At 63.4% G+C, this 19766-nt stretch carries 15 protein-coding genes; 10 read left to right on the top strand and 5 right to left on the bottom strand.

From position 1 onward, the window contains the following. Nucleotides 1–206: 206 nt before the first annotated feature. The 3 genes from B9A97_RS03930 to B9A97_RS03920 form a co-directional block, all read right to left on the bottom strand. On the bottom strand, nt 207–1562 hold the full coding sequence (locus B9A97_RS03930; protein ID WP_084363688.1) for a sigma-54-dependent transcriptional regulator: 1356 nt from the start codon (nt 1560–1562) through the stop codon (nt 207–209). Next, nucleotides 1559–3325 (bottom strand): sensor histidine kinase, encoded by a 1767-nt coding sequence (locus B9A97_RS03925; RefSeq protein ID WP_280164069.1) that lies wholly within the window; start codon nt 3323–3325, stop codon nt 1559–1561. The genes B9A97_RS03930 and B9A97_RS03925 overlap by 4 nt, the downstream gene beginning before the upstream one ends. Nucleotides 3326–3445: 120 nt before the next feature. Next, complete coding sequence (locus B9A97_RS03920) at nt 3446–4531, bottom strand: Ldh family oxidoreductase (RefSeq protein ID WP_244564121.1); 1086 nt, start codon at nt 4529–4531, stop codon at nt 3446–3448. 352 nt (nt 4532–4883) lie between these two features. Here B9A97_RS03920 and B9A97_RS03915 point away from each other — a divergent pair, with 352 nt between their 5' ends. Continuing rightward, a complete protein-coding gene (locus B9A97_RS03915; protein ID WP_143530316.1) occupies nt 4884–5777 on the top strand; it encodes a helix-turn-helix domain-containing protein in 894 nt (297 codons plus the stop codon). Between the two features lie 85 nt (nt 5778–5862). Here the strand turns inward: B9A97_RS03915 and B9A97_RS03910 are convergent, their stop codons facing one another. Next, on the bottom strand, nt 5863–7986 hold the full coding sequence (locus tag B9A97_RS03910; protein ID WP_084363686.1) for a TonB-dependent siderophore receptor: 2124 nt from the start codon (nt 7984–7986) through the stop codon (nt 5863–5865). A 335-nt stretch (nt 7987–8321) separates the two neighbouring features. On the opposite strand from B9A97_RS03910, the gene B9A97_RS03905 reads away from it, so the two are divergent. The 9 genes from B9A97_RS03905 (at nt 8322) to ligD (ending at nt 18933) form a co-directional block, all read left to right on the top strand. Next, nucleotides 8322–9320, top strand: a complete 999-nt coding sequence (locus B9A97_RS03905) for an iron-siderophore ABC transporter substrate-binding protein (protein ID WP_084363685.1) — start codon at nt 8322–8324, stop codon at nt 9318–9320. After that, nucleotides 9317–10360 carry a FecCD family ABC transporter permease gene (locus tag B9A97_RS03900; RefSeq protein WP_084363684.1) on the top strand — a complete coding sequence of 348 codons (1044 nt, stop codon included), beginning with the start codon at nt 9317–9319 and terminating at the stop codon, nt 10358–10360. Before B9A97_RS03905 ends, B9A97_RS03900 begins: the two co-directional genes overlap by 4 nt. A gap of 2 nt (nt 10361–10362) precedes the next feature. Beyond that, on the top strand, nt 10363–11397 hold the full coding sequence (locus tag B9A97_RS03895; RefSeq protein WP_084363683.1) for a FecCD family ABC transporter permease: 1035 nt from the start codon (nt 10363–10365) through the stop codon (nt 11395–11397). Continuing rightward, nucleotides 11394–12233, top strand: coding sequence for an ABC transporter ATP-binding protein (locus tag B9A97_RS03890; RefSeq protein WP_084363682.1), 840 nt, complete (start codon nt 11394–11396; stop codon nt 12231–12233). Before B9A97_RS03895 ends, B9A97_RS03890 begins: the two co-directional genes overlap by 4 nt. Then, nucleotides 12230–13294, top strand: coding sequence for a DUF2218 domain-containing protein (locus tag B9A97_RS03885; protein WP_084363681.1), 1065 nt, complete (start codon nt 12230–12232; stop codon nt 13292–13294). The genes B9A97_RS03890 and B9A97_RS03885 overlap by 4 nt, the downstream gene beginning before the upstream one ends. A gap of 94 nt (nt 13295–13388) precedes the next feature. Beyond that, nucleotides 13389–15230 carry a heavy metal translocating P-type ATPase gene (locus B9A97_RS03880; protein ID WP_084363680.1) on the top strand — a complete coding sequence of 614 codons (1842 nt, stop codon included), beginning with the start codon at nt 13389–13391 and terminating at the stop codon, nt 15228–15230. A 79-nt stretch (nt 15231–15309) separates the two neighbouring features. After that, nucleotides 15310–15564, top strand: a complete 255-nt coding sequence (locus B9A97_RS03875; RefSeq protein ID WP_084363679.1) for a hypothetical protein — start codon at nt 15310–15312, stop codon at nt 15562–15564. Nucleotides 15565–15582: 18 nt separating this feature from the next. Continuing rightward, nucleotides 15583–16407, top strand: a complete 825-nt coding sequence (locus B9A97_RS03870) for a non-homologous end joining protein Ku (RefSeq protein ID WP_084363678.1) — start codon at nt 15583–15585, stop codon at nt 16405–16407. Between the two features lie 3 nt (nt 16408–16410). Continuing rightward, the gene (gene ligD / locus B9A97_RS03865; RefSeq protein WP_084363677.1) at nt 16411–18933 is read left to right on the top strand and encodes a DNA ligase D; all 2523 of its coding nucleotides are present in this window, start codon (nt 16411–16413) and stop codon (nt 18931–18933) included. A 14-nt stretch (nt 18934–18947) separates the two neighbouring features. On the opposite strand, the gene B9A97_RS03860 is transcribed toward ligD, so the two are convergent. Next, complete coding sequence (locus B9A97_RS03860; RefSeq protein WP_084363676.1) at nt 18948–19742, bottom strand: non-homologous end joining protein Ku; 795 nt, start codon at nt 19740–19742, stop codon at nt 18948–18950. Nucleotides 19743–19766: the final 24 nt, after the last annotated feature.

Here is a 19766-nt window from a genome sequence, read left to right as displayed (position 1 = left end):
GAATTCCTCCCATCAGGTCAAAACACGTCCGGGTTCATCCTCAGGAACCGGACCTGCTGGCGGAATAGTCGCTGCAAACGCGGGCCACACAATGTGAAACAATGCTGATTTACAAGTATTCCGTCTGTTTGCGGCGCACCATGGGTGGATTTCTTCCCAATGGCCCGTCTTGCTGGGTGGAAATCCACCCATTTGGCCGGATCCGCTCATTCATCGAGGTCGGTCAGGGCGTGCTTCTTGTCGAGGCCGTATTTCTGCATCTTCTCGTAGAGCGTCTTGCGGGAGATGCCGAGCTGCTCGTAGACGGGCCGGAGAGCGCCACCATGAGCAGCGATCGCACCGGCAATGATGCGCCGTTCATAGGCGGAAACCCGGTCGGCCAGCCGCAGGCTGTCGGGCTCATCGGCCGGGGCGCCCTCGCCGGTCCGCATGTCGAGACCGAGCACGAACCGGTCGGCGGCATTGCGCAACTCCCGGACATTGCCCGGCCACTCCCGCTCGGCCAAAGCCGAAATGATCTCCGGCGGCACTTCGACATCGTCGCGTCCATAGCGCGCCGCCGCCTCGCGAACCAGATGCAGGAACAGCAGCGGAATATCCGCCCGGCGCTGAGCGAGCGAGGGCACGTGCAGCGTCACCACATTGAGCCGATAGAGCAGATCGGCGCGGAAGCGCCCGGCATTGACCTCCTCTTCCAGGTCCACCTTGCTGGTGGCGATGAAGCGGACATCGAGCGTCACGGTTTCGTTTGAGCCGAGGCGGGTGATCGTCCGCTCCTGCAGCACCCGCAGGAACTTCGCCTGCAGGTCCAGCGGCATGGAGCCGATTTCATCGAGCAGGATGGTGCCGCCGCGACCATGCTCAAGCTTGCCATGGCGGGGCCGAATGGCCCCGGGAAAGGCGCCCGCCTCATGGCCGAACAACTCGCTTTCGAACAGCTGCTCCGGCAGCGCGGCGCAATTGATGGCGAGATAGGGCCGCTCGGCGCGGCTGCTGATGTCGTGCAGCGCGCGCGCCACCACTTCCTTGCCCGCCCCCGTCGCGCCGATGATCAGCGTATCGGCATCCGAGGCGCCGATGGTGCGCAGCCGGTAGCGCAGGTCGACCATCACAGGCGTGCGGCCCGGCAGCCGCGCCTCCACGTCATCCCGTTTTCCCGCAACGGCCCTCAGCCTGCGGTTCTCCAGCACCAGGCCGCGCCGGTCGAGTGCGCGCCGGATCACGCCTGCCAGCGTCTGCAGGGCAAACGGCTTTTCGAGGAAATCATAGGCGCCTTCGCGCATAGCCTTCACGGCCAGCTGCACGTCGCCATGTCCGGTTACGAGAATGACGGGGATCTCGTGATCGATATCGCGCACCCGCTGCATCAGGGTCATGCCATCCATGCCGCGCATGCGGATATCGGTGACGACGACGCCGTGAAAGCCGAAACCGACGCGGGTCAGGGCATCCTCTGCCGAAGCGAAGGACTCCACCGGGAGATCGACGAGTTCCAGCGCCTGCGCCGTAGAACGCCGCAGTTCCGCCTCGTCGTCGATCAGCAGCACAACAGGCGCGCTCACTCCGCCGCCTCCGATAGCGCCTCGGCAAGGGCAAGCTCGATGCGGAACACCGCGCCCCCCTCGGGGTGGTTGGTGACGGTGAGGTCGCCCCCGAAATCCTTGACGATGTTGTAGGAAATCGAGAGCCCCAGGCCCAGCCCCTTGCCCACGCCCTTGGTGGTGAAGAACGGATCGAAGATGCGCTCGGCAATGGCGGGTGGAACGCCCGGCCCAGCATCCCTGACCTCGATGATGGCCCGCGACCCTGCGGTGCGAACCGAAAGCGAGATGTCGCGGTTGCTCAATCCCTCCACCGCATCGGCGGCATTGGTGATGATGTTGACCAGCACCTGCTGCAATCGCACCGATCCGGCATTCACGATCGGCGGCACGTCGCCGAGATCAATGTTGAGGACCGCGTCCGCCGCGGCAAGGCGCGCAGCCACGATTTCCAGCGTGTCGTTGATGACGTCGGCCACCACCACCGGCCCCAGCTTTTCATTCGGCTTGCGCGCGAAGTTGCGGAGATGGCGGCTGAGCGAGGCCATGCGGTCGATGAGGTTGGAAATGCGGGTCAGATTGTCCCTGGCCTCGGGCGCGCGTCCGCGCTCGATCAGAAGCGTGGCGCTATCGGCATAGTTCTTCACTGCGGCCAGCGGCTGGTTGAATTCATGGGAGAGGGCTGCCGACATCTGGCCGAGCCCGGCGAGCTTGCCGGCCTGGATGAGGTCCGCCTGGGTCTGGCGCAGCTGCGAGTTGACGCGTGCGAGATCCGCCGTCCGTTCCTCGACACGCCGTTCCAGCTCGGCCTTGGTTTCGATTTCCATCGCCAGCCACTGATCGCGCCGGGCCTTGCGTTGCAGCAGCACGGCAAGCACTAGGCCGGCAAGGCAGAGCGACAGCACGATGGCGACAACGGTGGTGCGCGCCTGGGCATGAACCGACGTGGTGTCCATCAGCACGTTGACGGTCCAGTCCGCTGCTTCGACATATTCCGAAAGCACCAGGTATTCGCGCCCGCCCTTGGCCGCGGCCACGTCCATCAACTGATAACCATCGACGGCGCGGCGCTTGACGGAGAGCTCTTCCAGCCGCGCATCCGAATAGCGGCGGGAGGCCGTGGTCCGGGCCAGGCGCTCCTCCGTCAGCGGCAGAAGGCTCTTGTAGAGCCAGTCCGGATTGCCGCTCATGAAGATGATGCCTTCCGGATCGGACACGAAGATCTTGTATTCGCCGCCCCGCCACGTGGCTTCGATGACATCGATATCGACCTTGAAGACGATCACCCCGAGGATCGAGCCGCCGACCTCCACGGGCGCGGAAAAGTAGTAGCCGCGCTTTGCCGAGGTGGTGCCGAGCGCATAGAAGCGCGCCGGACGGCCCTGCGCCGCCTCCTGAAAGTAGGGCCGATAGCTGAAATTCTGCCCGATGAAGCTCGCCGGGCCGTCGAAATTGCTCGCGGCAATCGTGTCGCCCGCCATGTCGATGACGTAGATGTCGGAGGAATCCAGCAGGCTGTTGATCGCCTTGAGATATTGATTGGCGGCCTGGCGAAGCGCCGGATCATCGGGTTTGGCCAGCAGTTCCTCGATGTTCTCGTGATCCGCGATCAGGCTGGGCAGTGGCTCGTAGCGCTTGAGATGACCATCGAGCGCCGCGACGGCCAGGCGCAGCGTGCTGCTTGCCTGCAGCGAGGCTTCCGCCATGAAGCTGCTGCTGAGAAGCGACGTGCCATAGAACACCACCGCGGCCGACGAAACGACCACGGCCACGACCAGCATCATGATACTGCGACGCACAGGTTGCAGCGGGTGCTCTCCTCTTCTCCAGTGCCAAGGATAGCGGCATGGCCCGTCCTTGCAAGGGGCTGCCGTTTGCCGCTTTTCAAGAGGTGCTATGGCCCGTCAGGCGAAAGGCAGCGCGATGCCAAACCGCTCCGCAATCGTGCGGAAGGCGGCTTCTGTGGTCGGATCGATGGGAATTCCATACCGTTCGCGGGCTTCCGCCTCCGCCCATTCCCGGTCTCCCGGCGCCATAACCCGTTCGCCTGCGCGCGCCGGTGATCCTCTCAGCGCTTGGAGATAGCGGGTCATGCCATCGTGGAACTCTTCCTCGCTCAGGAATGCATCCGGCTTAATGGCCATGACGAAGGCGCCGACATTGCGGGGTGTCGCAAAGTCCGGCCCGCCCATCGGCGCCAGTTCGGGCGAGAGCTTGGCACCGGAGAGGACCGCGCTGAAGATCTCGGCCATGCCGGCAAGTGCTGCCCCCTTGAAGCCGAAGGCAGCCCCCAGCGGCGCCAGCATGTCGGCAATGCCGGGATCGGTGACGTCATTGCCTTGGACATCCGAGGCCGTGCCTTCCGGCAGCGGCCGTCCGAGGCTCTTGTAGAGTTGCACCCGGTTATAGGGAATGGCGCTGGTGGCCATGTCGAGTAGCCAAGGCCGGCTGCCCGCCACCGGCACGGCGCAGGCGATCGGATTGGTGCCATGGAATCGCGATGCGCCGCCATGCAGCCGGACGAAACTGTCGGAATTGCAGAAGGCGAGACCAATGTATCCTGCTTTCGCGGCCTCCATGGCAAAGGCTCCGGCCGGGCCGAAATGGGAGGAGTTGCGGATCGCGACCGCCGCGATCCCGAACTGAGCAGCAAGCTCTATCGCCTGCCGCATGCCCTCATAGGCGGCCAGCGCGCCATGGGCATGGTCGGCATCGAGCGTCTTGATGGCGCCGAAGGCCTGCGCCACCCGGATCACCGGCCGCTTGTTCAGCCGGCCGCCCTCCAGCGCCCTGACATAATGATCGAGCAGCCGCACGCCATGACTGTCGACGCCGTGGCGCGAGCCGTGCATCATCGCGTCGGTGGCGGCCCGACAGGTCGCCTCATCGGCGCCGGTGGCGTCGAGCGCCGCGAGGCAGAAGGTCTCCAACGGCTCCGCCGACACCCGTAGAGGCTCCTGTGGCGGGTTAGCGGCATCCTTTTCCATCATTAAGGCATCCTCCCAATCTGCCAGCGGCCTGCGCCAACATCGCATCTGCGTCTACATGGCCCGTTTGCCGCTGTACACCGGGCCGGCAAATTTCGCTTGCCTCCGGTTTCAGTGGCAGTTTGGCCACATGCGGCACGGAAGCGACCCTTGCCCCGCCTGATTTGTCTTGCCAGTCAAAAACCAAGTGCGGCAAATGCAAGGCGCTTGTCGGTTTTAGAAAACATGATAGATTTAATCATGTTTATCGCACTGACCCGCTGGCGTAACACAGAAACAAGGGCTGCGAGAATCGTTTGGCCGCTGGCCCATATCATGGCCGGCCATTCACTCAGGAGCGGATGACTTCGAGGCAATGACCTATCGTCACTCAATGACCTGCTACACCGAGGGAATCCGGACCACCGCACCGATGCGGTGGCGCGGCTTGGATGGCATGGTGAGCGTCTATTGGGATGCGGAGGGGCAATCCGGAGCCCGGGGCTACTACCTGTCTCCCGATCCCCGCATCGTGATCTTCTTCAACGACGTGTCTTCCCATATCCGCATGTCCAACCGGGAAAGCGGCTTCGAGCTTCACTCCCGTCCCATGACCCGTGCCGTCTATGTGCCGGCCGGCATGCCGATGTGGACGAATTTCAGCGCTCCCCACAAGTTTTCCCATCTAGACCTGCATCTGCACAAGGATCGTGTGCTGCGCTTCCTCTCACCTTCGGTAGGGTCGTCAGCGGCGCAATCGGCCCTGCGCCGCCCGGTCGAGCTTCAGGATGTGGACGCGATCGGCATGCTGGCGGGGCTGCTGGCCGGAGAGGTCTCGGCCCCATCGAAACATGCCATTTATGCGGAGAGCCTGGTCGGCAGCATCGTCACTGGCCTGCTCGACATCCCCGAACCGGGCAGCGAGCAGAACAGCGGGCGCCTGACGCAGGGCCAGATGAACAAGCTCGTGGCGCTGATGAACTCCCGCGGCGATTGCCGCCTGACGGTGGCGGACATGGCCGCGACCGTCGGCTTGTCGGAAAGCTGGTTCGCCAACGTCTTCAAGCAGACAACCGGCAAGACGCCGTTGCAATGGCAATTGGCGAGCCGCATAGAGCGGGCGCAAAAGCTGCTGCTGGAAGGCGATTTGAGCGTCGCCGATATCGCAGCCAAGCTCGGCTTTTCCGACCAGGCCCATCTCACCAAGGCTTTCCGCCAGGTCTCCGGCCACACCCCCGCCGCCTGGCGCCGCATGCAGCAGGTGCTTTGATTTAGGCTGGGATGCCGCGACGAGCGCGGTATCCTAGAGATTTGCGCAAGGTGCCCGTCCCCAGGCAGAGGCGGGCAGCCTGATGTTACCAGGTGCGGCGCAGGGTTGCCGAGATGGCGCGGCCGGGATTGTAGAAGTCAGCGCCAAAGCCGCCATAGGCGACGTGCTTCTCATCGAAGATATTACTGACATTGACCGAGAAGGTCGTGTTTTCCTGGATCGCATAGCTGAAGGCGGCGTCGAACACCACGGCGCTTTCCGTCGCCTTGGTATTGGCGTCGTCGAAGTAGTACGAACCGGTATAGCGACCGCCGAGCCCGAAGTTCATGTCACCGCGGGCACCCTCGCCTGCCAGCATGTAGTTGACCCAGAGCGAGGCCACATGCTCAGGAACCAGACTCGGACGCTTGCCCTCGTTGCCAGCAGTGCCATTGCGGACGATTTCGGCGTCGAGATAGGAATAGGCCGCCGTCAGGCTGACATTGTTCGTCAACTCAGCCTTGGCTTCGAGATCAAGACCGCGCACGCGGACCTCGCCGATGGTCTCCGGACGAAGCGTGGTGGGATTGGTGCGGGTGATGTTCTTCTTCGTGAGATCATAGATGGCGGCGCTGAACAGGGCGGGGAAGTCCAGCGGCTGGTACTTCACGCCGATTTCATACTGTTCGCCCTCTTCCGGCTCGACCGTAAGCGACGAGGCCGGCACCACCGATTCGGAATAGCTGGCATAGGCAGCCAGTTCCTCAGTGATCTTGTAGGTGAGGCCATAGCGGGTGGTGAAAGCGCTGATGTCGCTGGAGGTCGTCCGGTTCGTCAGGTTGTTGCGCAGCGTGGTGTCGATCCAGTCATTGCGCAAGCCGATGGTCGCGATCAGCCTGTCCGAGAAGGTGAAATCCTGCTGCGCATAAAGCGCCTTGGTGAACTGCTCCTGCCGCGAGCTGGCATAGAGCGGAACCGAGTTCGGCCGGCCGGTATAAACAGGGTTTACCCAGTTGATGCCCGGCGCCGCACCATAGAAGGAATCGGTCGAGGAATCCTGGCTGCTGTAGAGCACGCCGACGAGGGTGGAGCTGTCGACATTGCCGAAGCTCGCATCATATTGCGCGCGGGAATCGATGACGAAATGCTCGCCGCTCGAATCGTTGCCGAAATAGTCACGGCCGGCGATGGTGGAGCCGTTCGTGGGTGTGCGAGCAATATAGGCATAGCCAAAATCGCTCTTGGTGTTCGAGTAGCGCGCATTCGAGCTGACCTTCAGGCCGGTGCCGAAGTCGTGGTCGAACATCACGCTGACGGTATCGCGATCCGTGTCGCGGTAATTATAGTCGGGCTCGCCGAAGAAGCGGTTGCGATCGAAATTGCTGCCAACCGGATGGCCGCCGCCGCCGGGAACACCGCGACGATTGAGATGGTCGTAAACCACGGTCAGCGTGGTCGCATCGCTCGGCCGCCAGGTCAGGCCGCCCATGATGAATTTCTCGTCGTCGCGGGAGAAATCATACTCGGCCTTGGCATCCTTGACCTTGCCGGTGAGGCGGTAGGACAGCGTATCGTCCTCGGTGATGTTGTCGCCGAAGTCGAAGCCGGTTTCGGCGCGGCTGAAGGAGCCACCCGTTGCATAGACCTCGCCGAATTTCTCGCTCTTCGGCCGCTTGGTCAAATAGTTCACCGCGCCACCCGGATCGGACACGCCATAGGCCGTGGAGTTGCCGCCCTTGAGCACCTCGATGCGCTCGAAGGCATAAGATTCCTCGCGAACGCCGCCGAAAGGCCGGCCAATGGCCAGGCCGTCACGATAGGCATAGGCATCGAAACCGCGCAGCTTGTAAAAATCGAAGCGGTCGTCCGAACCGTAGAAGTCGGCACTTGCACCGGCGGTGTATTGCAGGGCCTGCTCGACCGTTTCAACGCCGCGCTGTTGCATCTCCTTTGCCGTGATGACGGAAACGGAGGCCGGGGTGTTGATGAGGTCGGTCGCGATCTTGCCGCCGCCCGAGGTCTTGCGGGCCACGATCGACCGGGAGTCGTCATCGGCCGAACCTGTGCCCTCGACGGTGATGGTTTCCAGCGTCGTCGTGTTGGCATCAGCCTGCTGCGCCAGCAAGGACGTCGGCGTCAGCGCGGCAAGGGCCGTGCATCCCAACAGCACCGCCTTGAGGCTGAGGTTCCGGCTATGACCTTCTTGACCGCGTTTTGCTCGATTATTCATGCTCTGGTTCCACAGGTTGTTATCGCCAGGACTGGCGGACGGCTGGACATCGCCGCACATTGAAAAGCTCGCGGGGAGATGATCGTCGACTGCAAACCCGGTCCGTTATCCCGCCTGATCAAGCCGGACGTCCCGTTTTGCCGTGTCGATGGCCCATGTCACCCCTAGCCGTGTAGTAACTTGAGCGAAAGTGTCCGGTATTGTAATTTTCCCCTTTTTTGTAGGAAACCCCGGAAAGTTACCGGGCCGACACAGTGGTATCCGGCATCAGGCTTGACGCCGCTTTTTGAAACTGGAACTGGAGAGACAAGTTTAACGGAATAAGAGAGTGCGCAATGAGCCGGTTCTTCCGCCATCTGGTGCAGATGTCAGCTTTTTGCCTCGCCGCCCTCGCCTTTGGCGATGTCAGGGCCGATGAAACCACCGTCTATCCCGTGGTCATCAAGCATGCGCTGGGCACGACCACCATCGAGCGCAAGCCGGAGCGGGTCGTCACCGTGGCCTGGGCCAATCACGAGGTGCCGCTGGCGCTTGGCATCGTGCCGGTCGGCTTCGCCCGCGCCAATTTCGGCGATGACGATGGCGACGGCCTGCTGCCCTGGGTGGCCGCGAAACTCAAGGAATTGGGCGCCGAACCGCCCGTTTTGTTCGACGAGGGCGACGGCATAGACTTCGAAGCCGTTGCCGCGACCGAGCCTGATGTGATCCTGGCGTCTTATTCGGGCCTGAGCCAGGCGGATTACGACACGCTGAGCCAGATCGCGCCGGTCGTCGCCTATCCCGATGGCCCCTGGTCCACCGATTGGCGCGACACCATCAGGCTCAACAGCGCCGGTCTCGGCATGGCTGCCGAGGGCGATGCGCTGATCAAGCGGATCGAGGGCGAGATAGCGGGCGTGGTCGCCGCGCATCCCGAGCTTCACGGCAAGTCGGCTATGTTCGTCACCCATCTCGACACGACCAACCTGAGCGTCGTCAATTTCTACACCGCCAATGATACACGGGTCCGCTTCTTTGCCGATCTCGGGCTGAAGTCGCCCAAGAGCGTGGTGGAAGCGAGCAAGCCGGGGCAGTTTGCAGCAGGTGTCAGCGCCGAGCGTGTCGATGCCTTCGATGATGTCGACATCGTCGTGACCTATGGCAGCCAGCCGCTGCTCGATGCGGTCAAGGCCGATCCGCTGCTGTCGCGCATGCCCGCCGTCACCAACAATGCCATCATCATGCTCGGCCGTAACCCGCTGGGCACCGCGGCCAATCCCACGCCGCTGTCGATCTCCTGGATCCTCAAGGACTATGTCGACTTGCTGGCCGCGGCAGCCGGAAAGTCCAAATGACGCTAGAAGGCACCGAGGAACGCAGCCCGGCGATCCCTGTGAGTCGCTCGAACGGCGTGCGCTTCCTGTGGCTGGCGGCAGTTGCGGCACTGCTGTTGCTGTTGTGCTTTCTGTCGATCGCCGTGGGCACCCGCGATGTGGCCTGGTCGGAGATTGCGGCAGCGCTGCAGGGCCAAGCGGACAGCATCGGTGCGGCCGCGGTTTCGGTGCGCATACCCCGGACCGTCCTGGCCATGCTGGCCGGGGCCGCCCTGGGCCTGTCGGGCGCCATCATGCAGGGCGTGACCCGCAATCCCCTCGCCGATCCCGGCATTCTGGGCGTCAACATGGGCGCGTCGCTCGCTGTCGTCATCGGCATCGCCTGGTTCGGGCTGGCATCCTCCCAGGCCTATATCCTCTGCGCGATTTTCGGGGCGGGCCTGGCAGCCGTGTTCGTCTATGGCATCGGCTCGCTCGGGCGGGGTGGCGCAACGCCGCTGAAACTGGCGCTGGCGGGAGCTGCGACATCGGTTGCCTTTTCCTCCCTGGTCATTGCCGTGGTCCTGCCGCGCGCCGATATTGCCGGCGGCATCCGCTCCTGGCAGATCGGCGGCGTCGGCGGCGCAACCTTCGACCGGATCTCAGACGTTCTGCCGTTTCTGGCTTTGGGCTTCGCGATCAGCCTTTTGTCCGGGCGGAAGCTGAATTCGCTGGCGCTGGGGGATGATCTGGCGGCCGGCCTCGGTGAACGCGTGGCGATCGCCCGCGCGGTCGCGTCTTTCGGGGCGATCCTGCTCTGCGGCGCGACCACGGCCATCTGTGGCCCGATCGGCTTCCTGGGGCTCGTGGTGCCGCATCTCTGCCGTCTGCTTGTTGGTGTGGACCACCGCTGGCTGCTGCCGTTTTCCGCACTTGGCGGCGCCTGCCTTCTGCTGGCCGGCGATATTCTCGGCCGTATCATCGCACGACCTAACGAGCTGGATGTCGGCATCGTCACGGCACTTGTCGGCGCTCCCTTCTTCATTTGGATCGTCCGCCGCCAGCGGGTGCGGGAGTTGTAACCATGCTTGCGCCCGTCATCCAGTCCATCACCCGCAATCGCCAGCGTCGCACGCGCCGGCATGGGCTGGTCATCGCGATCCTGCTTGCTGTCCTGCTGGCGGTTTTTGCGCTGACGCTTTCGCTTGGCCAATCCTTCACGCCGCCGGCGGATGTGGTCAGGGTGCTGCTCGGGGAAAACGTCCCCGGCGCCGGCTTCACGGTCGGGCAATTGCGGCTGCCGCGCGCGGTGCTGTCCATCCTGGCGGGCGCCAGCTTCGGGCTCGGCGGTGTCGCCTTCCAGATCATGCTGCGCAATCCACTGGCGAGCCCCGACATCATCGGCATCAGCTCCGGCGCCAGCGCCGCCGCCGTCTTTGCCATCGTCGTGCTGTCGATGAACGGTCCTGTCGTTTCGGTCTTCGCCGTGGTCGCCGGTCTTGGCGTCGCACTCCTGGTCTATGGCCTGTCGTTTCGCAACGGCGTGGCGGGCACCCGGCTCATTCTCGTCGGCATCGGCGTCTCGGCCATGCTGGAAAGCGTGATCGCCTATATCCTTTCCACCGCGCCGGCCTGGAGCCTGCAGGAGGCCATGCGCTGGCTGACCGGCAGCGTCAATGGAGCCCGCCTCGACCAGGCCCTGCCGCTTCTCCTGGCGCTGATCGTGTTTGGCGGGCTGCTGCTGTCGCGCATGCGTGACCTCGACGCCTTGAGACTGGGCGATGACACCGCGGCCGCACTCGGTGTGCGGGTCGCCGCAACGCGCGTCACCGTCATTGTCGCGGCCGTCGGCATGATCGCCTGTGCCACGGCGGTGGCAGGCCCGATCGCCTTCGTCGCCTTTCTCTCGGGTCCGATCGCCGCGCGCATCATCGGCAATAGTGGTTCGCTGCTGATCCCCGCGGCGCTGGTGGGGGCCGTGCTGGTGCTGGTCGGGGACTATGCCGGGCAATTCCTGTTGCCCGGCCGCTATCCGGTCGGTGTGGTGACCGGCGCGCTCGGTGCTCCCTACCTCATCTATCTCATCGTGCGCGTCAACCGGAACGGAGGCTCGCTATGACGGCTCATACGCTCACCGCCCAGGATCTTTCGGCTGGATATAGCGACAGCGTGATCCTGGAAGGCCTCGACCTCGCCATCGATCCGGGCAAGATCACCGTTATCGTCGGTGCCAATGCCTGCGGCAAGTCCACTCTGTTGCGCACCCTGTCCCGGCTACTCTTTCCGCGCCATGGCCGGGTACTGCTTGACGGAAAGTCGATCCACAAGACGCCGCCGCGGGAACTGGCGCGCACGCTGGGGCTGCTGCCGCAATCGCCGATCGCGCCTGACGGCATCACCGTGGCCGATCTCGTCAGCCGTGGGCGCCATCCGCATCAGGGCATGTTTTCCCGCTGGACCGCGCGGGACGACGAAGCCGTGGCCGCGGCCCTTATCGCGACACGGACGGTGGAGCTCGCGGAACGGCCGATGGACGAACTCTCCGGCGGCCAGCGGCAGCGCGCCTGGATCGCCATGGCGCTGGCGCAGCAGACCGACATCCTGCTGCTGGACGAGCCCACCACCTTCCTCGACATTAGCCATCAGGTCGAGGTGCTCGACCTGCTGACCGACCTCAATCGCCAGCGCGGGACCACCATCGTGATGGTGCTGCACGACCTCAACCTCGCGGCACGCTATGCGGATAGCCTGATCGCCATGGCGGCAGGGCGGCTGCATGCGCGCGGCACGCCGGAAGAGGTGCTGACGGAAGACAATGTCCGGCAGGTGTTCGGCCTCGAAAGCCGCGTTATCACCGACCCGACCTCCGGCCGCCCGATCATGCTGCCGATCGGCCGGCATCGAATGACATCAACAGACACCCCGGCAAGCGGCATCGATGGAGACCAGCCATGAACGCAATCCAGACCTACAGGCTTTCCGGCATCGCCCTGCCCACCGATGCTGTGGGCATGCTCCATGAGATCGGCGAGCATTTCATCGAGCACTCCGAGGTGCTGCGCAGCGACGATGCTGTGATGCTGAAAAGCGAGACGGTGACCGCCGATATTCGACTTCGCGACGGCCGCCTGCTGATCGATCTCGCCTGCCCCAGCGAAGACGCGCTGCAGATGAGCCGCAACATGATCGCGGAGCATCTGTTCTACTTCGCCGGCGAAGACCCGTTCGAACTCTCCTGGTCCGAGCCGCCGCCGCGCACGCCGCTCTCCAACATCCACCACGTGGAGGTCGTCTCGGCCGAAGACGTAACACCGCATATGCGCCGGGTGAAATTCTCCTGCGCCGATGTCTCGCCCTTCATCGGCGGCGACATGCATGTGCGCCTGCTGGTGCCGCCGAAGGGGCGCACACCCATCTGGCCCGGCCTGCGCGATGACGGGCGCGTCGATTGGCCGGAGGGCGAGGACGCGCTTCTCGTGCGCGTCTACACCATCCGCAAGGTCGATGTGGAGCGCCGCGAATTGTGGGTGGATTTCTTCCAGCACCCTGCCCCTGGTGTTCTGACGCCCGGTGCCGACTTTGCCCGCGATGCCATGCCGGGCGATAGGCTGGCGCTGCTGGGTCCCGGCGGCGGCGATCTGCCAGTGGCGCAGGATATGCTGCTGGTGGGTGACGAAAGCGCCCTGCCCGCCATCGCCCGCATTGCTGCCGAAGTGCCTGAGGGTACACGGATGCGGGCCATTATCGAGGTGGAGGACGAGGCCGAGGAACAGCCGCTGCCATCGGCCGGCACGCTCGATGTGTCCTGGCTGCATCGCAAATCCTATCCTGCGAGTGCCACAGGCATGTTATCCGATGCGGCAAAGGCGGCAATTGCCTCCATCGATGCGGAAACCTTCGTCTGGGTGGCCTGCGAGAAGGACGACGTGCGGTTGCTGCGCGGCGTCCTGAAGGAGCGCGGCCATGACCGGCGGCGGATGTATGTCGCCTGGTATTGGGAGCGCAGGCAAGGCTGAGCCCACACCTTTAGGCGTGCTTGCAACGGGCGATCGTTGGTTCTAGCGTCTGCGCGGCATCGAAAGGGATGCCGCGTGAGGGGAAAGACGCATCATGGACCTGATACTGGCGGACCGATGGAAGTCGGCAATGCTCGCCATTGCCGCTGCCGGACTTGGCCTTGGCCTCGCCTTGCGCTTCGCTGGTCCGTCCGGCTGGGCCGAGATCGTCTGGATCGCCGGTGTCATACCGGTACTGCTGGCATTGCTCTGGGAGATCCTGCGCAGTCTGTGGCGCGGCGAATTCGGCCTTGATATCGTCGCCGCCTTGTCCATGTCGGCGGCCCTGGTTTTCGGCGAGACGCTGGCCGCGGCAGTCGTGGCGCTGATGTATTCCGGCGGCACTTTTCTGGAAAACTTTGCCGAGGGGCGGGCGCGCCGCGAAATGAGCGCGCTCCTGGCCCGCGTGCCGCGCACGGCGACGCGCCATCGGGATGGCACGCTGGAAGAGGTCGCCCTTGACGATATCCTGCCGGGAGACCTGCTGCTCATCCGGCAGGGGGATGTCGCACCTGTCGATGGCGTGTTGGCAAGCGATCACGCGCTTCTCGACAAGTCGGCGCTGACGGGCGAATCCATGCCGGTTCGTCTTGCCCGTGGCGAGGATGTGCTGAGCGGATCGTCCAATTCCGGCGACGCCTTCGACCTGCATGTCCACCGCCGCGCCGCAGACAGCACCTATGCCGGCATCGTCAGGCTGGTGGAGGCGGCCCAGGCCTCCAAGGCGCCGATGACCAGGCTTGCGGATCGCTACTCGCTGCTGTTCCTGGTGGTGACAGTGGCGCTGGCCGTTGCCGCCTGGTGGTTCACGGGCGATCCCATCCGCGCGGTCGCAGTCCTCGTCGTCGCCACCCCCTGCCCCCTGATCCTTGCCGTGCCTGTGGCGCTCGTGGCTGGCATATCCCGTGCTGCCCATTTCGGGGTGCTGATCAAGGGCGCGAAACCGCTGGAGGCGCTGGCACAGATCCACACGCTGGTGCTCGACAAGACCGGCACGCTGACGGACGGACGACCGCAGATCGTGGAGATTGAGCGCGTAGGTGTTCTTTCGGAAGAGGAAATCCTGTATTTCGCCGCAGCCCTCGAGCAGGCATCGAAACATCCCATGGCCCAGGCGATCGTGGCGGCCGCCCATACCCGCGGAACCTCCCTACCGGTTCCCGGTGACGTGATCGAAACGGCGGGAGACGGCCTGTCCGGCACGGTGGACGGACGCCATGTGGTGGTCGGCGGCAAGGACTTCGTCAGGCGCATGGTCGGCGCGCCCGCGAAAGATGTCTCCACCCATGCCCTGGGCTCGGTCCTGGTGTCTGTTGCGGTCGATGGTGTCTTGGCCGGCGATATCGTGATGGCGGACGCCTTGCGCGAAGGCACCCCGCAAATGATCGCCAACCTCAGACGGCTGGGCATCTCGCGGATCGTGATGGCCACGGGAGACCGGCGCGCGGTGGCGGAGAAGGTGACTGACGGCCTGGGTCTGGACGCGGTCCGCGCGGATCTGACGCCGGACCAGAAGGTTCTGCTGGTTCTGACGGAGCGCAAGCATGGGCCTGTCATGATGGTGGGCGACGGCGTCAATGACGCACCGGCGCTTGCCGCGGCCGATATCGGGGTCGCCATGGGTGCGCGTGGTGCCGCGGCATCGGCGGAGGCCGCCGACGTGGTTATCCTGGTCGATCACCTCAATCGGCTTCTTCCGGGCATGGAAGTGGCCCAGCGCGCCCGCGGCATCGCGCTGCAAAGCGTCGTGGTCGGCATCGGCCTGTCGATACTCGGGATGATCGTCGCTGCCTTCGGCTACCTGACGCCGGTCCAGGGCGCACTGCTGCAGGAATTGATCGACGTGGCTGTCATCCTCAATGCCCTGCGCGCCCTGCGGATCAAGCCTGCGGTCTAGTCTCAGTCCTGATTGGCAGACGTGATCGGCGCCCCAGCTCCGAGCGGAACTTCCCTGCGGCAGCCGAATTATGGGAGTCATGACAACATCGCTCTCCACGATCCGCAAACGCAAGGCGCCTGACGATCGCGACCGCCTGATCCTGGCGCTTTATGCCGAACTGAAGGCGGAGCGGCAGACGCGCGAGGCGCTGGAGGCAGCGATCCGCAACGGGTCCGTCTCCATGGAGGTGCTGGAGGCAATGGCCGCCGATCCCGTTCCGGTGGTCACCGACAGCGATATCGCCTCGATCGAAGCCTTCCTGGCAGATGATGAAAACCGGACGGATGCGTAAACCAGCGAGTAGACGATCATGGCGCGTAGGGCGAGTTGGAAAGGCCATCTGAAATTCGACGGGTTGAGCTGCGGCATCGCGCTCTATTCCGCCCTCAACACGACAGAGGGCATTTCCTTTCACATCATCAACCGCAAGACCGGCAACCGGGTCCAGCGCCAGTTCATCGACAGCGAAACCGAAGAACCCGTCGATCGCGACGAGCAGGTCAAAGGCTATCGCTTGAGCGACGGTGATTACGTGATGGTGGGGCCGGAGGAGCTGGCGGCGCTGATGCCGGAGAGCGACAAGATCTTTCACATCAAGGGCTTCCTGCCCTGCAAGGATATAGACCATCTCTATCTCGACCGGGTCTATCACCTCTCGCCGGCGGATGCCGTGGATGAAGAAACGCTGACCCTCTTCGCCCGCAGCCTGGAGCGCAACAAGGTGGCAGCGCTCGCCAATGCCATCCTCTTCCGCAAGAACCGGATCCTGCTCATTCGCGCCGATAACGGCATCCTGACCGCAACCACGCTGCATTTCGACTACGAGGTTCGCTCGGAGAAAGCCGCGTTCAAGGGCATTCCCGATATCAAGTTCGACGAGGAAATGCTGGAACTGGCCGGCCACATCATCGAGATGCGATCCGGCAAGTTCGATCCCACTGACTATAGCGACCGCTACGAGGATGCGCTGGCCGAGCTGGTGAAGGCCAAGATGGAGGGCCGCGAAATCAAGAGACGAGTGCCCGAAAAGACCGACAATGTCATCGATCTCAAGGAGGCCCTGCGGCTCAGCGCCAAACAGAAGAGTGCCAAGCGCAAGGCCAAGTCGTTTCCGCGCAAGAAGAAGGCGAGTTGAGCCATGGGGCTTCAGGTCTACAACACCAAACGTCGCTTCGACCGCACGCCCGAGCCCAAGGGCGAGGCCGCAGCCAAGGCAGAGGCCACCGGCCAGAACCTCTTCGTGATCCAGGAGCATGACGCGACGCGCCTGCATTACGACTTTCGCCTTGAAATGGATGGCGTGCTCAAGAGCTGGGCCGTGACCCGTGGGCCGAGCCTCGACCCGAACGAAAAGCGTCTTGCCGTGCATGTCGAGGACCATCCGATCTCCTATGGCGATTTCGAAGGCATCATACCCAAGGGTGAGTACGGCGGCGGCACGGTCATCCTGTGGGATCGGGGAACATGGAAGCCTCTCCACGATATCAAGAAGGCCTACAAGAAGGGCCATCTCGAATTCGAGCTGGAAGGCGAGAAACTGAGGGGACGCTGGCATCTGGTGCGCATGCGCGGCAAGCCGGAGGAAAAGCGCGAGAACTGGCTGCTGATCAAGGGTGATGACGAGGAAGCCCGCAGCGACGGCGATATTCTGAAAGACATGCCGCTCTCGGTGAAAACGGGTCGCACGCTGAAAGAAGTGAAGGCCAATCCCGACCTGATCTGGCACTCTCGCGGCTCGAAGCAGGATTCAGCCAAGCATGGCCCGGTGCGCGTTTCCCGCAAGAAGGCTGAGACCAAAGCCACCGCGACGGACGACTTGCCGAAAGGCGCCCGCAAGGCAGCCCTGCCTGAATTCGTCGAGCCGGCGCTCGCCACCTTGAAGGCCAAGCCGCCCTCGGGTGGCAAATGGCTGCACGAGATCAAGTTCGACGGCTACCGCCTGCAGGCGCGTATCGAAAGCAAATCGGTCAAGCTGTTGACGCGCAGCGGGCTGGATTGGACCGACAGGTTTGGCAGCGCGGTGACCGAGGCCCTAGCCTGCATGAACCTGAAGGCCGCCTTGATCGACGGCGAGATCGTGGTGGAGAAGGAAAACGGCGCCTCGGATTTCTCCGCCCTGCAGCAGGACTTGAGCGAAGGCAGAAGCGACCGCTTCGTCTTTTATGCCTTCGATCTCCTGCATCTTGACGACCACGACCTGCGCAACGTGCCGCTCATCGAGCGCAAGACCCTGCTGGAAGGCCTTATCCCGAGAGATGATCCGGTGCTGCGCTACAGCCACCACTTCGATGAAAGCGGCGGCCTCGTGCTCACCCATGCCTGCCGGCTGAGCCTGGAGGGTGTCATCTCCAAGGATCGCGACAGCCGCTATGTCTCGGGCCGCAAGGGAAACTGGGTGAAGTCCAAGTGCTCCGAACGGCAGGAATTTGTCATCGGCGGCTATGTGCCCTCCTCGGTCACGGACCAGGCCATCGGATCGCTGGCGCTCGGCGTTTATGAAAAGGGCAAGCTGCGCCATGTCGGCCGCGTCGGCACCGGCTTCTCGCAGGCAACCGCCGAGATGCTGTATGAAAAGCTGGCAGCCTTGGCCAATGACGAGAGCCCCTTCGACGGCAAGCTGACTGCCAATGCACGGCGCGATGTCGTCTATGTGAAGCCCGAACTGGTGGCGGAAGTGGAGTTCCGCGCCTGGTCCGGCGACGGCAATCTGCGGCACGCTGCCTTTCGCGGCCTGCGCGAAGACAAGGCGTCGACCGAAGTGGTGCAGGAAAGCGACAAGACGGCCGCACCGGTTCCGAAGAGCAGCGTCAAATTCACCCATCCGGATCGCGTCTACTGGCCGGAGGAGGGTGTCACCAAAACAGGGCTTGCCGATTATTACGCGCAGGTCTGGCATCTCATGGCGCCCTTTGTCGTGGATCGGCCGCTCGCCCTGCTGCGCTGCCCCGATGGCATAACGCGCCAGCAGCGCTTCTTCCAGAAACACGCCTGGCGCGGCATGAGCAAGCATATCGATCAGATCAAAGACCCCAAGGACAAGGGCGGAGATCCGCTGCTTCGCATCCTGGATTTCGATGGCTTGATGGCGCTGGTGCAGTCGGCGGCGCTGGAAATTCACCCCTGGGGCACGACTACCAAGGCCTGGGAGATGCCGGACATGATCACCATGGACCTCGATCCAGGCGACGATGTCCCCTGGAGCGCCGTCATCGAGGGGGCCCTCGAACTTAAACGACGCATCGAGGCCGATGGTCTCTCGGCTTTCGTGAAAACCTCAGGCGGCAAGGGCTTGCATGTGGTCATCCCGCTGAAACCGAAGGCGAAATGGCCTGAGGTGAAGGCCTATGCGAAAAAGCTGGCCGACACGATGTCGCGCGACGAGCCCGATCTCTATCTCGCCGTGGCGACCAAGGCGAAGCGCAAGGGTCGCATCTTCATCGACTATCTGCGCAATGGTCGGGGCAACACCGCCGTCGTCGCCTATTCCCCGCGCGCCCGGCCCGGTGCGGCGATCTCGGTGCCGCTGACCTGGTCCGAACTGTCAGAGGACATCGGGCCTGATCATTTCACCATCAACAACATCCAGGCGCGGCTGTCCACGCCGCGTGAAGATCCGTGGAAGGACTTCTTTGCCAAACAGGCACCGCTGCCCAAGAGATAGGGGTTTAGCCTCGGTCAGCTTTTGCGCTGCTCGTCGGCAATGCTTTTCTTCAAGGCGTCCATGATATTGATAATCTTGGCGCCTGATTTCTTCGCGGCCGGTTTCTTTTTCGCCGGCTTCGCCTCGCTCTTCTGCTTGGTTTTGATCAGCGATTTCACCTTCTTCTGAACCGCATCCTCCACCAGCGCCGGCTTCCAGGCGATCATCTGCTTTTCGATGGCCTTGTTGAGCGCCGCCTGGGCCTTCTTGTCGGCCTTGGCTTTGTAATCCAGCGTCTCTTCCGGCTCGCGCACCTCGTCGCCGTAGCGCAACGTCCAGAGCACGATGCCTTTTTCCGTCGGCTCCAGCAGAACGGCATGCTCGCGGCGGTACAGGACCAGACGGGCAATGCCCACCATGTCTTTCTGCTTCATCGCCTCGCGGATCACGCAATAGGCCTCCACGCCGACCTTGTCGGAGGGCAGGAGGAAATGCGGGTTGTCATACCAGATCCAGCTGATCGAATTGCGCGGCACGAACTGCTCGATATCGATCGTGCGGGTGCTTTCCAGCGCGACGGATTCAAGCTCCTCGTCTTCCAGCAGGACATGCTCATCATCCCCCGTGGGAAAGCCGCGCACCTGGTTCTTGTCGGAAACGGGCCGATGGGTCACGCTGTCTATGTAGCGGCTTTCCACCCGGTTTCCCGTGTTTTTGTTCAGGATATTGAAGCTCACCTTATTCGACTGGGTGCGCGCCGGCGACAGCGTCACCGCCGCCGTGACCAGCGATAGCTTGAGATGCCCTCTCCAGAATGTATGCCCCGCCAAATCCGCCTCCACATGTCAGCCTTG

It is taken from the genome of Rhizobium sp. RU36D, assembly GCF_900176345.1.
GTDB lineage: Bacteria > Pseudomonadota > Alphaproteobacteria > Rhizobiales > Rhizobiaceae > Allorhizobium.
This window is presented reverse-complemented; position numbering and strand designations above follow the sequence as displayed.

Coding starts and splice junctions, on each gene's coding strand:
- B9A97_RS03925 (WP_280164069.1), bottom strand. CDS start 3,325: ATGATGCTGGTCGTGGCCGTGGTCGTTTCGTCGGCCGCGGTGGTGTTC.
- B9A97_RS03920 (WP_244564121.1), bottom strand. CDS start 4,531: ATGATGGAAAAGGATGCCGCTAACCCGCCACAGGAGCCTCTACGGGTG.
- B9A97_RS03915 (WP_143530316.1), top strand. CDS start 4,884: ATGACCTATCGTCACTCAATGACCTGCTACACCGAGGGAATCCGGACC.
- B9A97_RS03910 (WP_084363686.1), bottom strand. CDS start 7,986: ATGAATAATCGAGCAAAACGCGGTCAAGAAGGTCATAGCCGGAACCTC.
- B9A97_RS03905 (WP_084363685.1), top strand. CDS start 8,322: ATGAGCCGGTTCTTCCGCCATCTGGTGCAGATGTCAGCTTTTTGCCTC.
- B9A97_RS03900 (WP_084363684.1), top strand. CDS start 9,317: ATGACGCTAGAAGGCACCGAGGAACGCAGCCCGGCGATCCCTGTGAGT.
- B9A97_RS03895 (WP_084363683.1), top strand. CDS start 10,363: ATGCTTGCGCCCGTCATCCAGTCCATCACCCGCAATCGCCAGCGTCGC.
- B9A97_RS03890 (WP_084363682.1), top strand. CDS start 11,394: ATGACGGCTCATACGCTCACCGCCCAGGATCTTTCGGCTGGATATAGC.
- B9A97_RS03885 (WP_084363681.1), top strand. CDS start 12,230: ATGAACGCAATCCAGACCTACAGGCTTTCCGGCATCGCCCTGCCCACC.
- B9A97_RS03880 (WP_084363680.1), top strand. CDS start 13,389: ATGGACCTGATACTGGCGGACCGATGGAAGTCGGCAATGCTCGCCATT.
- B9A97_RS03875 (WP_084363679.1), top strand. CDS start 15,310: ATGACAACATCGCTCTCCACGATCCGCAAACGCAAGGCGCCTGACGAT.
- B9A97_RS03870 (WP_084363678.1), top strand. CDS start 15,583: ATGGCGCGTAGGGCGAGTTGGAAAGGCCATCTGAAATTCGACGGGTTG.
- ligD (WP_084363677.1), top strand. CDS start 16,411: ATGGGGCTTCAGGTCTACAACACCAAACGTCGCTTCGACCGCACGCCC.